We start from the raw sequence: 12,315 nt of genomic DNA, 5'->3' as shown, positions 1-12,315 counted from the left end.
CTGACCTCCGGCGGCAAGGTCCGCTCGGTAGGATCGCGGGATGACCGACGCCCCGCGAGCCGCCACGCGCCGTGCCGCCCGGGGCCGACGCCCGCGCCGGCGCGCCACGGTCGTGAGCGTGCTCGGCGAGCTGCTGCTGACCGCGGGCGTGGTGGTGCTGCTGTACGCCGCCTGGCAGATGTGGATCGGCGACATCATCATGAGCGCGTCCGCGAACGACAAGGGGCAGCAGATCTCCCAGGCCTGGGCCAAGGCGCCCGCGCCGGCCCTGCCGCCCGTGATCGACGACGGGAACGGCGTCGACGGCGCCCATCCCCGGTATGAGCCGCCCGTGATGACCCCGCCCGCGAACGGCGTCCCCTGGGGCGCGCAGATGCACGTGCCGCGGTGGGGATCCGACTACAACGTGCAGATCGCGGGCGGGGTGACCAGGCCCGACACCCTCGACCACGGCTGGATCGGTGTGTATCCCACCTCCGGGATGCCCGGACAGCCCGGCAACTTCACGATGGCCGCGCACCGCACCACCTGGGGCAAGCCCTTCAACCAGCTCGACAAGCTGCACCTGAACGACGCGATCGTGATCGAGACGGAGCAGGGGTGGTACACCTACCGGTTCCGGACCCTGGAGTACGTGACACCCGACAGCGTCGACGTGCTGGATCCCGTTCCGCAGGAGCCGGGCGTCGCCGCCGGGGGCCGGTACATCACCCTCACCGCGTGCTCGCCGCTGTACTCGCTGGCCGAGCGCATCGTGGCGTACGGGGTGTTCGAGAGCTTCCAGCCGCGGGCCTTGGGCGCCCCGGCATCGTTGAAGGCGGTGAGCTGATGTACGGCGCTCTGTGGCGGATCCTCCCCGGCCCCTGGTGGGTGCGGGTGATCATCGTGCTCGCGCTGCTCGCGGCCGTGCTCTACGGCCTGATGTTCTGGGTGTTCCCCTGGGTGAGCCCGTTCATCTCGCCGGGCGACGTCAGCATCGAACCCACGCCGACCGCGACCTGAGCGGGACCGGGGCTCTTCAAGAGCCCCGGTCGCGGCCCGGCAGCTACTTGCCGGTGCAGTAGGTCAGGTCGATCGTGGACAGCACGGGCACGTCCCCCGGAGGCGCCGACATCGATGCGACGGTCTTGGGGTCGGTGGCCTTGCACTGCGGGTTCTCGATCGGGTTCGCGGTCAGCCCCAGCTGCTGCAGGGTCTGGGTGGCGGACTCGAGCGTCCAGCCGGTGAGGTCGTTGAGGGTCACGACGCCGCTGGCCACGACGAGATCGATGACGGTGCCCGGTGCCACCTTGGTGTCGGCCTGCACGCTCGACGACAGCACGATGTCGTGCTGCGTGCGCGGATCGTTCCTCTGGGTCACGGACCCGAGCTGCAGACCGGCCTTGGACAGCGTGTCCTTCGCGGCGGTGGCGCTGAGGCCGACCAGCTGGGGTACGGCGACATCGGCGGCGCCGGAGGAGACGTACACGGTGACCGACTGCCCCTTGTCCATGTGCGCGCCGGCTTCGGGCTCCGTGCTGACGACCTTGCCCTTGTCGACGGTCGCATCCGCCTGATCGATGCGGATCGCGCGCAGGTCGCTCTTCGCGAGCAGCGCGACCGCCGACTCGTAGGTCTGACCCGCAAGACTCGGCACCGATCGCGTGGCGGTCGGCACATCCGCGGTGGGCTTGATCGCGAGCACCCAGATCAGCACCGAGGCCATCAGCACGACGAGCAGCGCGACGCCCGCCCAGATCCAGGCCACCGGAGGCCCCGACTGCGTGCGCGTCATGGTCGTGTCGGTCGAGAGCTGACGCAGCGTGCGCGCGGTCTCCTGCGCGTGCCGCGGGCTCGGGCCGTAGAGCTCGCTGGTGAGCGAGGACAGCTGCTTCTTCGTGGGCACGGCGCCGGTCACGGCGTCGTCGAGCGCGGTGCGGAACGAGACCGCATCGGGGAAGCGCTGGAACGGATCCTTCGCCATCGCCCGGAGCACGACCGGATCCAGGGCGCGGATGCGCTCGAGCTCGGCGGCGGAGTGCTCCTCGTCGTGCACCTCGCTCGGCGGCAGCGGCGTCTCGCTGACGTGCTGGTAGGCGACGGCGACCGGCGAGTCTCCGCGGAACGGCTGGCGTCCCGTCAGCATCTCGTACAGCACGATGCCCGCGGAGTACAGGTCGGTGCGGGCGTCGACCTGCTCCCCCTTGGCCTGCTCCGGGGAGAAGTATGCGGCGGTGCCGATGATCTGGGTGGTCTCGGCGACCGTGGAGGAGGAGTCCGAGACGGCGCGGGCGATCCCGAAGTCCATCACCTTGACCGTGCCGTCCGGGGTCACCTTGACGTTGCCGGGCTTGATGTCGCGGTGCACGACGCCGGCGCGGTGGGAGTACTCCAGCGCCTCGAGGATGCCGTCCGCGTAGCGCACGGCATCGACGGTCGCCACGGGGCCTCGCGCGATGATGTCCTTCAGCAGGTCGCCGGGCACGAGCTCCATGACGATGAAGGGGACCGGTTCGGCGGGAGTCCCGCCGGCCTCCGCGGTGCTGTCCTCGCCCGCGTCGAACACGCGCACGATCGAGGGGTGCGACATGCGCGAGGCCGCCTGCGCCTCCATCCGGAACCGGGTGCGGAACGCGGCGTCGCGAGCGAGTTCCCGGTCCAGGATCTTGATCGCGACCTCGCGCCCGAGGGTCAGGTCGTATCCCCGGTGCACATGTGCCATGCCACCGCGGCCGATGAGGTCATCGACGCGGTAGCGACCGGCCATGACGCGCGTGATCGTCGCCACAGAGGACCCCCCTGGTTCTCTTGTTGGATGTGCTTTCGGGCCGCTCAGGGCGTCGGAGCGGGTGTGACCGGGCCGGTGCCCGGCAGGATCGGCTGCGCCATCTGCGGCGACGGTCCGCTCTCGCGCTTGCTGTCGCCGCACAGCGCCAGGTAGGTCGCGGTGACCTGCGCTCCCGGCTGATTGGCGATCGAGATCTCCGCGTTGAGCGTGTTGGCGTCGAAGGTCTTCTGGGAGCCGTCGCCGACGAACGTCGCGTTGGTGAGGGTCACCACGTAGCCGGACACGTTGCCGGTGCCGCTCGGGCACACGAAGCCGGCCCAGCTCAACTGCACGGTTCCGCCCGCGGTCGCGTTGCCGGCGAGCTTCGGAGCGGAGTCGGGTGCGCCGATCGGGACGAGGTCGCCGTACTCCGTGAGCTGCACCACGGTGCCCTTCTTGACGTTGCCGCCGCTCGGATCGGTGCTGTAGATCGTGCCGACCTTGTCCTGCGACGAGGCGTGGTCGCCCGTGGAGCAGGTGCCGTCGAGGCCGGCGCCCTTGAGCGTCTGCACGGCGGCGTCGCAGGTCTGCCCGATCAGGTTGAGCGTGCCGAGCGCGACCGTGTCGGAGGTCGGGGTGGGCGTGGGCGTCGGTGTCGGCGTCTTGGGCGGCGTCGAGACCGCGGAGCTCGACGGAGCGGGCTCCGGCGCCTTCTGGTTCGACAGCAGCGCGGCCAACGTGCCGCCGAGCACGATGATCAGCAGCGCGATGAGTGCGATGAGCGGCCAGGTCCACGGGCTGCGCTTCTTCTTCTCCGGGGCCTCATCGGCCTCGGTCGGGATCTGCGCGGTCGTCGGCATGATCGTGGTCGCGCCCTGCGTCGCGCCCAGGAGCTGGGTCATGGCGTCGTCGCCCGCCGCACCCGCGACGGCACCGGCGCCCACGACGCCGGCGATGACGGCCGGCACCGCGATCGCCGCGGAGTTCAGGTCGCCGCGGCGCAGCGCCTGCGCGGCGCGCGCGACCGTGGCCGCGGAGCTCGGCCGGTCGGCCGGCTTCTTCGCGATCATGGCCATGACGAGGTTCTGCACCGGCTGCGGCACGGTCGCGGGCAGCGGCGGCGGGGTGTCGTTGATCTGCGCCATGGCGATCGCGACCTGGGACTCGCCCGTGAACGGGCGCTTCCCCGCCAGGCACTCGTACGCGACGATGCCGAGCGAGTAGATGTCGGTGGCCGGCGATGCGGCGTGTCCCGAGGCCTGCTCGGGCGAGAGGTACTGCACGGTGCCCATGACCTGGCCGGTGGCCGTGAGCGGCACCTGGTCGGCGATCCGGGCGATGCCGAAGTCGGTGATCTTGACGCGGCCGTCCGGGGTGATCAGCAGGTTGCCGGGCTTGATGTCGCGGTGCACGAGGCCCGCGGCGTGCGCGGCCTGCAGCGCGGAGGCGGTCTGGGCGACGATGTCGAGCGTCTTGTCGGCGCTGAGGGATCCCTCGCGCTCGATGATCGTGGAGAGGGCCTCGCCGGGGACGAGCTCCATCACGAGGTAGGCCGAGCCGTTCTCCTCGCCGTAGTCGAAGACGCTCGCGATGCCCTCGTGGTTCACGAGGGCCGCGTGGCGGGCCTCGGCGCGGAAGCGCTCGAGGAACCCGGGATCCCCCATGTACTCGTCCTTGAGGATCTTGATGGCGACGGTCCGTCCGATGACGTGATCGGTCGCCTCCCATACCTCGCCCATGCCACCGATGGCGATCCGAGACTGCAGCTCGTAGCGACCGCCGAAATGCACACCCTGCGTCGGCCTCATTTCTTCAGCACCGCCTCCATGACCTTCTTGGCAATCGGTGATGCGATCGCATCACCGGATCCGGACTGTCCCTGCCCACCGCCGTCTTCGACGACGACCGCAACGGCGATCTCCGGGTTCGAAGCGGGCGCGAAGCCGGTGAACCACAGCGTGTAAGGGTTCGTGTCACCGTTCTCCGCTGTGCCCGTCTTACCGGCCACGTCGACTCCGTCTATTCTTGCACCCTGCGCCGCGCCGCTTGAGACCGACGCCTGCATGGCGGCGGTGATCGCCGCGGCCTGGTCGGAGCTCATCGCCTGCCCGAACTCGCTGTTGTCGATCTGCTTCAGCACGGACAGGTCGTCGCCGAGCACCTGATCCACCATGCGCGGGTTCATCACGATGCCGTTGTTCGCGATGCCGGCCGAGACCATGGCCATCTGCAGAGGCGTCGCCCGCACGTCGCCCTGCCCGAAGCCCGTGAGACCCGTCTTGTCGGGCGAGAGGCTCTTCGGGTATGTGGACGCGGTCGACTCGAGCGGGAGCGAGAACTCCTTGCCGAAGCCGAACTTCTCCGCTGAGGAGCGGATCGCCTTGTCCCCGAGCTGCACCGCGAGCTCGGCCATCGGGATGTTGCAGCTGTACCGGATCGCATCGGCGAGGCTCACGGTCTGCCCGTCGCCGCCGGGGCACGTGCCGCCCCACGAGTTGTGCACGGCGGTGGTGGTGCCCGGCAGCGTGAACGCGGCGGGGTTCGGGAAGGTCGACTGCATGGTGAACTTGCCGGAGTCGAGCGCCGCGGCGGCGACGACGAGCTTGAACGTGGACCCGGGAGGGTTCATGTTCCCCCCGATCGCCCGGTTCGACAGCGGCTTGTTCGGGTCGGCGACGAGGCCGTCGTAGGTGGCGTTGGCGGCCTTCGAGTCGTGCACGGCGAGGCTGTTCGTGTCGTAGCCCGGGGTGGAGACCATCGCGAGGATCCGCCCCGTCTTCGGCTCGATCGCGACGACGGCGCCCTGGAGGCCCTGCAGCGCGTCGTAGGCGGCCTTCTGCGCGACGGGGTCGAGGCTGAGGCGGACGTTCGCGCCCTTCTGCGGCTGGCCCGAGACGATGCGCTCGATCGTCGAGAGGAAGTTCGAGCCCCCGGTGCCGCTGAGCTCGCTGTTCATGGCCTTCTCGATGCCGGTCGCGCTGCCCAGTGCGGGGTTGTAGTAGCCGGTGACCGAGGACCACATCTGCGGATCCGTGTACACGCGCTGGAACGAGTACATGTCCCCCGACGGGGTCGACGTGGCGATCGGGGTGTCCCCGGCGAGGATGGATCCGCGCTGGATCTCGTAGCTGTCCAGCCGGGTGCGCCGGTTGGCGTCGTTCTGCGCGAGCGCATCCGCCTGCACGACCTGGATCCAGCTCACCGAGCCGAACAGGGCGAGGAACATGACCAGCACGAGGATGCTGATCCTTCGGAGTTCCTTGGTCATCCGATCACCACCCTGGGCTGGCGGCGCACGCCGTCGGAGATCCGCAGCAGCAGGCCGACGATGAGCCAGTTGGCGATGAGGGAGGAGCCTCCCGCCGCGAGGAACGGCGTGGTGAGGCCGGTCAGCGGGATCACGCGGGTGACGCCTCCGACCATGATGAAGACCTGCAGGCCGATCGTGAACGAGACGCCCACCGCGAGCAGCTTGCCGAAGTCGTCCTGACCGGCGACGCCGATCCGCAGGCCGCGGCTGACGAAGACCATGTACAGGCACAGCACGGCGAACAGGCCGATCAGGCCGATCTCCTCACCCAGGCTGGTGATGATGAAGTCGCTCTCGGCGACCGGCGTGATCTGCGGGCGCCCCTGGCCGAGGCCGGTGCCGAGCAGGCCGCCGTGCGCGAGGCCGAAGATGCCCTGCGTGAGCTGGTAGCTCTGATCCTCCATGAGGTCGGGGTTGAAGGCGTTGATCCACGTGTTGAAGCGGTTCTGCACGTAGGTCAGGAACTGCGCCACGACCGCGACGCCGATCACCACGCCCACGACGCCGATGAGCACCCAGCTGGTCTTCCCGGTGGCGACGTAGAGCATCACGATGAACATGCCGAAGATGAGCACGCCGGTGCCCAGGTCGTGCTGCGCGACGATGATGGCGAGCGAGATCAGCCAGACCACGATCACGGGTCCCAGTTCGCGCATGCGCGGCCAGGTGATGCCGGCGAACCTCTTGCCCACGGACGACAGGCTCTCTCTCGTGCGCACGAGGTAGCCCGCGAAGAAGATCGCCAGGAAGATCTTCGAGAGCTCGCCCGGCTGGAAGCCGAGCCCGCCGATCGAGATCCAGACGTCGGCGTTCGCGTCGGCCTTGAGGCCGGGGATGAAGGGCAGGATCAGCAGCACCAGGCCCGCCAGCCCGGAGAGGTACGTGTACTTGTACAGCACGCGGTAGTTGCGCAGGAAGATCACGAGGGCGATCGCACCGGCGACCGAGATCGCCATCCACATGAGCTGCTTGTTGGAGGACGCGTTCCAGCCCGTGTCGTGATTGGCGATGTCGATCCGGTAGATCTCGGCGATGCCGACGCCGGTGAGGAGCGTCGCGATCGGGAGGACGAACGGATCCGCATCGCTGGCGACGAAGCGCAGCACGATGTGCAGGGCGAACACGAGCACGGCGAGCCCGCCGCCGATGAGCAGGATCATCGGGTCGATGTGGCCGAGCGCGCCCAGCTGCACGAGGGTGAGGGCCGAGCCTGCCACGACCACGGCGAAGAGCAGGAGCCAGAACTCGCGGTTGCGCTGCGTCTGCGGGCCGCGGATCCGGCGCAGCGCGCGCAGCACGGCCGTGTCGGCCGCGACGTCTCCGGCGTCGGGGGCGGGTGCGGTGGCGGTCATGGCGTCTTCCCCGTCCCGGCCGAGGCGCGGAGGCGCCCGACGATGGCCGTCGCGTCGTCGAGGGAGCGTGCGGTGATGGTCTGCTGCACGAGCGACTGGTTGAAGCTGGGCAGATCCGACATCTTGATGCCGGTGTCCTCGTACACGTGCGAGAGGGAGATCGGGCCGAGATCCTGCTGGATCCCCTGGAACACGGCGACTGTGTCGGTGTCGGAGGAGACCCCTACGAAGTAGCGGGTCTGCGTCCACGCATAGGCGCCGAACAGCGCGGCCGCCATGAGCGCGATGACCACGAGGAGTCCGGTGATCCAACCGACGCGGCGCCGCACTGAGCGGCGGTGGTCCTCCTCGATGAGCTCCTCGAGGTAGTCGGCGGCGGGCTCGAAGTGCGTGGGCTCGTTCGCCGCCTGGCGCACGGGGTGCAGCCAGCTCGGGCGCGCCGGGCGCGCAGCGGGCACGATGATGCCCTGCGGGTTCGCCGCGGCGCCGACGACGGTCGCGGATCCGGAGAGCACGGGGTGCTGGCCGCCGACGTCGACGATCACGATCGTGACGTTGTCGGGGGCGCCGCCGTCCAGCGCATACTTCAGCAGACCGTCCGCGGTGCGTCCGGGGGCCATGCCGAGGCGCAGCGTCTTCTCCATGTGCACTTCGTCGACGACGCCGGAGAGGCCGTCGGAGCACAGCAGCCAGCGGTCCCCCGGCAGTGTCGGCATGACGAACATGTCGAGCTCGGGATCCGCGTCCATGTCGCTGAGCACGCGCATGAGGACGGAGCGGCGCGGGTGATAGCGCGCCTCCTCCGGCGTGATGCGGCCCGAGTCGACCAGGCGCTGCACGAAGGTGTGATCGGTGGTGATCTGGGTCAGCGTCTCGTCGCGGTAGAGGTAGATGCGGGAGTCGCCGATGTGGCCGATGACGGCGTAGTCGTCGACCATGATGATCGCGTCGAGCGTGGTGCCGAGGCCGGCGAGCTCCGGACGGTCCTTGACGGCGCGGATCATGTCGCCCGCTGCGGTCGTGGCGGCGGCCTGCAGCGAGGCCTCCGCGTCCATGGTCGAGGGGTACGCGTGGTCGAGGTTCTGCAGCCGGTGGATCGCGAGACTGCTGGCGACGTCGCCGCCCGCGTGGCCGCCCATGCCGTCGGCGACGACGAACAGGTTCGCCCCGGCATAGCCGGAGTCCTGGTTGTTGGAGCGGACCTTCCCGGTGTGGGAGATCGCGGCGCTCGAGCCCTCGAAGACCATGGTCGCCGGTTACGCCCGCAGCTCGAACGTCGTGGCGCCCACCTTGATGGGCGCGCCGATCGACACGGCGACGGGGGCGCCGACGCGCTCGCCGTTCAGGAATGTGCCGTTCGTGGAGTCGAGATCCTGGAGCATCCACTGATCGCCCCAGAGCAGCAGGCGCGCGTGATGGCTGGACGTGTAGTCGTCGCGGATGACCAGCCCGGACTCGCTCGAACGGCCGATCGACATCGGCTCGGATCCCAGCGGCACCTCGAGGCCGGCCTTGGGGCCGGAGGTGATGACGAGCTTGGCGACGGTGGACGTGGTGGCGGGTCCGCCGGGCCTGCTCCTCGGCGCGGCCGGGGTCTTCGCGGGCGGGGCGGGCTTGGCCGCGGGGGCGCTCGCCGCGGCCTCCGCCTGGGGCAGCTTGCGCACGCGCACGCCGAACAGGTCCGCGCGGAGCGAGTAGACGACGGCGAAGACGAAGAACCACATCAGCACGAGGAAGCCGATGCGGAGGAGGAGGAGCGTCAGTTCACTCATGACGGCTGCTCCTCACGATGGCGCGCCCGCCGCGGGCCGCGATCACGGATTGACCCCGAACGCGCGGGTGGCGTCGTCGCCGCGGCCGCCGCGGGCCGGCTCGGAGACGGGCACGACCTCGAACATCAGGTCGGTGCGGCCGATCGTGATGACCATGCCGCTCTCCAGCTGGGCCTCGCGCACGCGCTGGCCGTTGAGCTTGGTGCCGTTGGTGGAGCCGAGATCGCGGAGCATGGCGTGATCGCCGTCCCACAGCACCTCGGCGTGCTTGCGGCTGGATCCGGCATCGCTGATGGTGATGTCGGCGTCGCTGCCCCGGCCGATGACCGTGCGCGCCTTGATGACGGGGTGACGGGTGCCGCCGGTGGTGACGACGGCCTGCCAGGTGACGCGTCCGCTGCTCCGCGTGGAGGCGGATTCGACGCGCACGGTGCCCGTCGCGAGCTTGTCGTCGGCTTCGAGGGCGATGTTCACGGGACCGGAGAAGCTGTAGCCCTGCGCGCGGGCGTGCTCCTTGACCAGGACGTGCAGCTCGTCGAGGAGGGCGGATCCGAGTCCGTGCATGGCGGTCGCGTCCTCGCCGCTCAGGTGCACGAGGAAGGTGCTCGGCACGATGATGCGGTCGCGGCTGACGACGGCCGCCTTCGTGTCCATCTCGCGACGCAGTGCCGAAGCGATCTCCACGGGCTGGATGCCGCTGCGGAAGGTCTTCGCGAACGCGCTGTTCACTGCGCGCTCGAGACCCTTCTCAAAGCTGTCTAGTAGTCCCACTGGGCTCCCATGGCTCACCGATCGGTACGCACATCGTAGCGACAAGGCCTGAATGATCCCCCGGACGGCGCGATCCGGATGCCGTGCGGGCGCGGGGTTCGACGGCGAACGCGCCGGATCCCGCCGAGCGCACGGGACGTTCGCGTGCGCAGCCCGTGCGTCCGACGCGTTGCCGTGCGCTCGACACGGCCGGGTGCGGCGTCGGTTCGGAGTGGGCGTCGGGGCGTGATATTCTCGGGAGGTTGGTTCGCGAGGACCGACATGCGCGAGTGGCGGAATAGGTAGACGCGCTGGCTTCAGGTGCCAGTGCCTGCAAGGGCGTGGGGGTTCAAGTCCCCCCTCGCGCACCATAGGAGGCTTACTGCAATCGCCCTGTACTTGCAGGGCAGGCAGCAGGTCACCTACGGGAACAACAGAGAACAGGTCACCCTTCGGGGTGGCCTGTTCTTGTTTGTCCGGGCTTCTGTGGGCTTGTTCTGCCTCGGCTAGGGATGCGGCCGTCTCGAGGGGTTGTCCGGCCTCCAGTGCGCTCCAGCCGCGTTCAGCGGCAAGAAGCTCGGACAGAGGCGATGTGAGCTCGTCTCCGATGACCTCGTCGTTGACGACGTAGATGCGGGCGAAGAAGGCCTGGTTGAGCTTCAGGCGGGTGTAGTCCGACGCGCGTCGGTAGAGCTCGTATGGATCGGCGAGCAGACTACGCGCGCGGGAGTAGCAAGTCGCCGGCATTCCAGCGGGACGTGGGGTGGTTTCCGCGTGCGCAACATATCGAAGGCTCGCTTCTACCCGCGGAAAACCTCGTCAATGATCGCGCGCAACGCTTCGGCCTGTTCGCGGTTCAGTTGAATCGACTGGCTGCTCTTGGATGCAGAGATGCGTGCATCCGAGCCGAAAGTAGTGATGTGCAGGAGCTTTTCGTTCCCGTCCACGACTTGGACGAAGCAGTCCACTTCAGTCGGATGTGGCCTTACGGCCTGTGTACCCCAACCGATCCACCTGACTCGCGCCATACGATGCTCCGCCCCTCTGCGCCGAGACTTCGAAACTAGCAGCGGGACGGGTACCAGCCAACCCCGTTCATCGATGCCGCTCAGCCGACGAGCGCGAGCTCCGTTTGTGCCGTCGATTCTTCAATCTTCAGCGACACCTCGTCCTGCTGCACCCCCAGAGAAGGGATCACGGCCGCTCCGACTTCACGCATCAACGCCGGTGGTACCGCGTTACCGATCATGGTGGCGAGGTCGGCGCGCTTCGTCACGGACCCGAAAGTGAAGTAGTCGGGGAACCCTTGGATGCGAGCAGCCTCGTGAGCGGTAAGCGCTCGCACCGCACCCGGATGCATATAACGTCCTTGTCCAATGCTTCCGAAACCACTCGTGATCGTTTGGGCGGGGTCAGTCCACTTGAGGCGTCCGTACATCGACTTATAGGAATGATTGCCGTCCTGATGGCACTTCGGGCGGAGCGAGTTGGGCAGATCAAAGTCTCCCGACGCCTGTAGGTACTCCATCCGCTTGACGTTCGCCGGGCTTGCTTTCGGAGGGCTGTCGTAACCATCCGGGTTAGCCAGCGACCGCAGGTCACCTATGGCCCATTCGAGGTTGAAGGCTGCGTCGTCAGCACGCGAAGCGAGGTCCGCAAGAATCTTCTTCGGATCGACGGAGTCCACGTTCGACGCGAGGAGGACGTGACGCCGGCGCTTCTGCGCCACGCCAAGCGCATGTATGCCGACCGTCGCTGTTGCCACCTCGTACCCGAGCTGCTCAAGGTAGTCGAAGGTTGTCTTGACAACGCCTGCAGTGTCGAGCCGAACTGCGGGCACGTTCTCGATCAGGACAATTGAAGGCTCGAGAACACGCGCTGCTCGTGCCATCTTGAGGTAGAGCTTGTTCTTCGGATCGTCGCGACGCGTTCGGTTGTTCAGGTCGCTATGCCCTTGGCACGGCGGGCCGCCGAAGAGGAGGTGGGTCTTCCCCGCTGATTCCCGCGTCTTGACCTCGGTTTCGGTGATTTCGTCACTCAGTTCACCATCGAAGTAGTCCTCAACGGGCGCCATCACAGCGTTGGCTTTGGGGAAGTTCTCCTTGTACACATCGACGGCGGCCTGTTCGAAATCGACAGCAAGGCGGATGTCAAGGGCAAGCCCGGCATGGTTGGCTGCCTGGGCTGCTCCGAGCGTGAGGCCCCCGCAGCCTGAAAAGAGGTCCACGATGCGCAGCGCGGGCTCGCCCGAGTCGAAGTCGGGACGGGTCTTCTCCCGAAGCGGGGAGGGGGCGGCTGGATTCTCGGGCGAGGCTGGCATCTCGCTCGAGTTTAGCTCCGCTCTCAGGAAAACTCGAGCGGCTAGGGGGTCTGTGGAAGGCGCCG

The 12,315-nt window shown here is 68.4% G+C and carries 10 protein-coding genes and 1 tRNA gene; 3 read left to right on the top strand and 8 right to left on the bottom strand.

What is annotated here, in order from left to right:
* The first annotated feature begins 40 nt into the window (after positions 1-40).
* Both ACIPY5_RS09045 and ACIPY5_RS09040 read left to right on the top strand, forming a co-directional pair.
* A complete protein-coding gene (locus tag ACIPY5_RS09045; RefSeq protein WP_400969450.1) occupies positions 41-829 on the top strand; it encodes a class E sortase in 789 nt (262 codons plus the stop codon).
* Positions 829-1,002, top strand: a complete 174-nt coding sequence (locus tag ACIPY5_RS09040; RefSeq protein WP_400969447.1) for a hypothetical protein — start codon at positions 829-831, stop codon at positions 1,000-1,002. The genes ACIPY5_RS09045 and ACIPY5_RS09040 overlap by 1 nt, the downstream gene beginning before the upstream one ends.
* A gap of 43 nt (positions 1,003-1,045) precedes the next feature.
* On the opposite strand, the gene pknB is transcribed toward ACIPY5_RS09040, so the two are convergent.
* From pknB to ACIPY5_RS09005, 7 genes are all read right to left on the bottom strand, one after another.
* Positions 1,046-2,746, bottom strand: a complete 1,701-nt coding sequence (gene pknB / locus ACIPY5_RS09035) for a Stk1 family PASTA domain-containing Ser/Thr kinase (RefSeq protein WP_400969890.1) — start codon at positions 2,744-2,746, stop codon at positions 1,046-1,048.
* A gap of 65 nt (positions 2,747-2,811) precedes the next feature.
* Entirely contained in the window at positions 2,812-4,554 is a 1,743-nt protein-coding gene (locus ACIPY5_RS09030; RefSeq protein ID WP_400969444.1) for a protein kinase, read from the bottom strand.
* A complete protein-coding gene (locus ACIPY5_RS09025) occupies positions 4,551-6,014 on the bottom strand; it encodes a peptidoglycan D,D-transpeptidase FtsI family protein (protein ID WP_400969441.1) in 1,464 nt (487 codons plus the stop codon). Before ACIPY5_RS09025 ends, ACIPY5_RS09030 begins: the two co-directional genes overlap by 4 nt.
* A complete protein-coding gene (locus tag ACIPY5_RS09020) occupies positions 6,011-7,408 on the bottom strand; it encodes an FtsW/RodA/SpoVE family cell cycle protein (protein ID WP_400969438.1) in 1,398 nt (465 codons plus the stop codon). Before ACIPY5_RS09020 ends, ACIPY5_RS09025 begins: the two co-directional genes overlap by 4 nt.
* Positions 7,405-8,655 (bottom strand): PP2C family protein-serine/threonine phosphatase, encoded by a 1,251-nt coding sequence (locus tag ACIPY5_RS09015; protein WP_400969435.1) that lies wholly within the window; start codon positions 8,653-8,655, stop codon positions 7,405-7,407. Before ACIPY5_RS09015 ends, ACIPY5_RS09020 begins: the two co-directional genes overlap by 4 nt.
* A gap of 9 nt (positions 8,656-8,664) precedes the next feature.
* On the bottom strand, positions 8,665-9,180 hold the full coding sequence (locus tag ACIPY5_RS09010; RefSeq protein WP_309341969.1) for an FHA domain-containing protein: 516 nt from the start codon (positions 9,178-9,180) through the stop codon (positions 8,665-8,667).
* Between the two features lie 42 nt (positions 9,181-9,222).
* On the bottom strand, positions 9,223-9,951 hold the full coding sequence (locus ACIPY5_RS09005; RefSeq protein WP_400969431.1) for an FhaA domain-containing protein: 729 nt from the start codon (positions 9,949-9,951) through the stop codon (positions 9,223-9,225).
* Between the two features lie 263 nt (positions 9,952-10,214).
* Between ACIPY5_RS09005 and ACIPY5_RS09000 the strand changes: the two genes are divergently transcribed.
* A tRNA-Leu gene (locus tag ACIPY5_RS09000) sits at positions 10,215-10,301 on the top strand.
* A gap of 737 nt (positions 10,302-11,038) precedes the next feature.
* Here ACIPY5_RS09000 and ACIPY5_RS08995 read toward each other — a convergent pair.
* Complete coding sequence (locus tag ACIPY5_RS08995; protein ID WP_400969428.1) at positions 11,039-12,250, bottom strand: DNA cytosine methyltransferase; 1,212 nt, start codon at positions 12,248-12,250, stop codon at positions 11,039-11,041.
* Positions 12,251-12,315: the final 65 nt, after the last annotated feature.

This window comes from Microbacterium sp. NPDC089698 (assembly GCF_044749045.1).
Lineage (GTDB): Bacteria > Actinomycetota > Actinomycetes > Actinomycetales > Microbacteriaceae > Microbacterium.
This window is presented reverse-complemented; position numbering and strand designations above follow the sequence as displayed.

Coding starts and splice junctions, on each gene's coding strand:
- pknB (WP_400969890.1), bottom strand. CDS start 2,746: ATGGCCGGTCGCTACCGCGTCGATGACCTCATCGGCCGCGGTGGCATG.
- ACIPY5_RS08995 (WP_400969428.1), bottom strand. CDS start 12,250: ATGCCAGCCTCGCCCGAGAATCCAGCCGCCCCCTCCCCGCTTCGGGAG.
- ACIPY5_RS09020 (WP_400969438.1), bottom strand. CDS start 7,408: ATGACCGCCACCGCACCCGCCCCCGACGCCGGAGACGTCGCGGCCGAC.
- ACIPY5_RS09015 (WP_400969435.1), bottom strand. CDS start 8,655: ATGGTCTTCGAGGGCTCGAGCGCCGCGATCTCCCACACCGGGAAGGTC.
- ACIPY5_RS09040 (WP_400969447.1), top strand. CDS start 829: ATGTACGGCGCTCTGTGGCGGATCCTCCCCGGCCCCTGGTGGGTGCGG.
- ACIPY5_RS09045 (WP_400969450.1), top strand. CDS start 41: ATGACCGACGCCCCGCGAGCCGCCACGCGCCGTGCCGCCCGGGGCCGA.
- ACIPY5_RS09025 (WP_400969441.1), bottom strand. CDS start 6,014: ATGACCAAGGAACTCCGAAGGATCAGCATCCTCGTGCTGGTCATGTTC.
- ACIPY5_RS09010 (WP_309341969.1), bottom strand. CDS start 9,180: ATGAGTGAACTGACGCTCCTCCTCCTCCGCATCGGCTTCCTCGTGCTG.
- ACIPY5_RS09030 (WP_400969444.1), bottom strand. CDS start 4,554: ATGAGGCCGACGCAGGGTGTGCATTTCGGCGGTCGCTACGAGCTGCAG.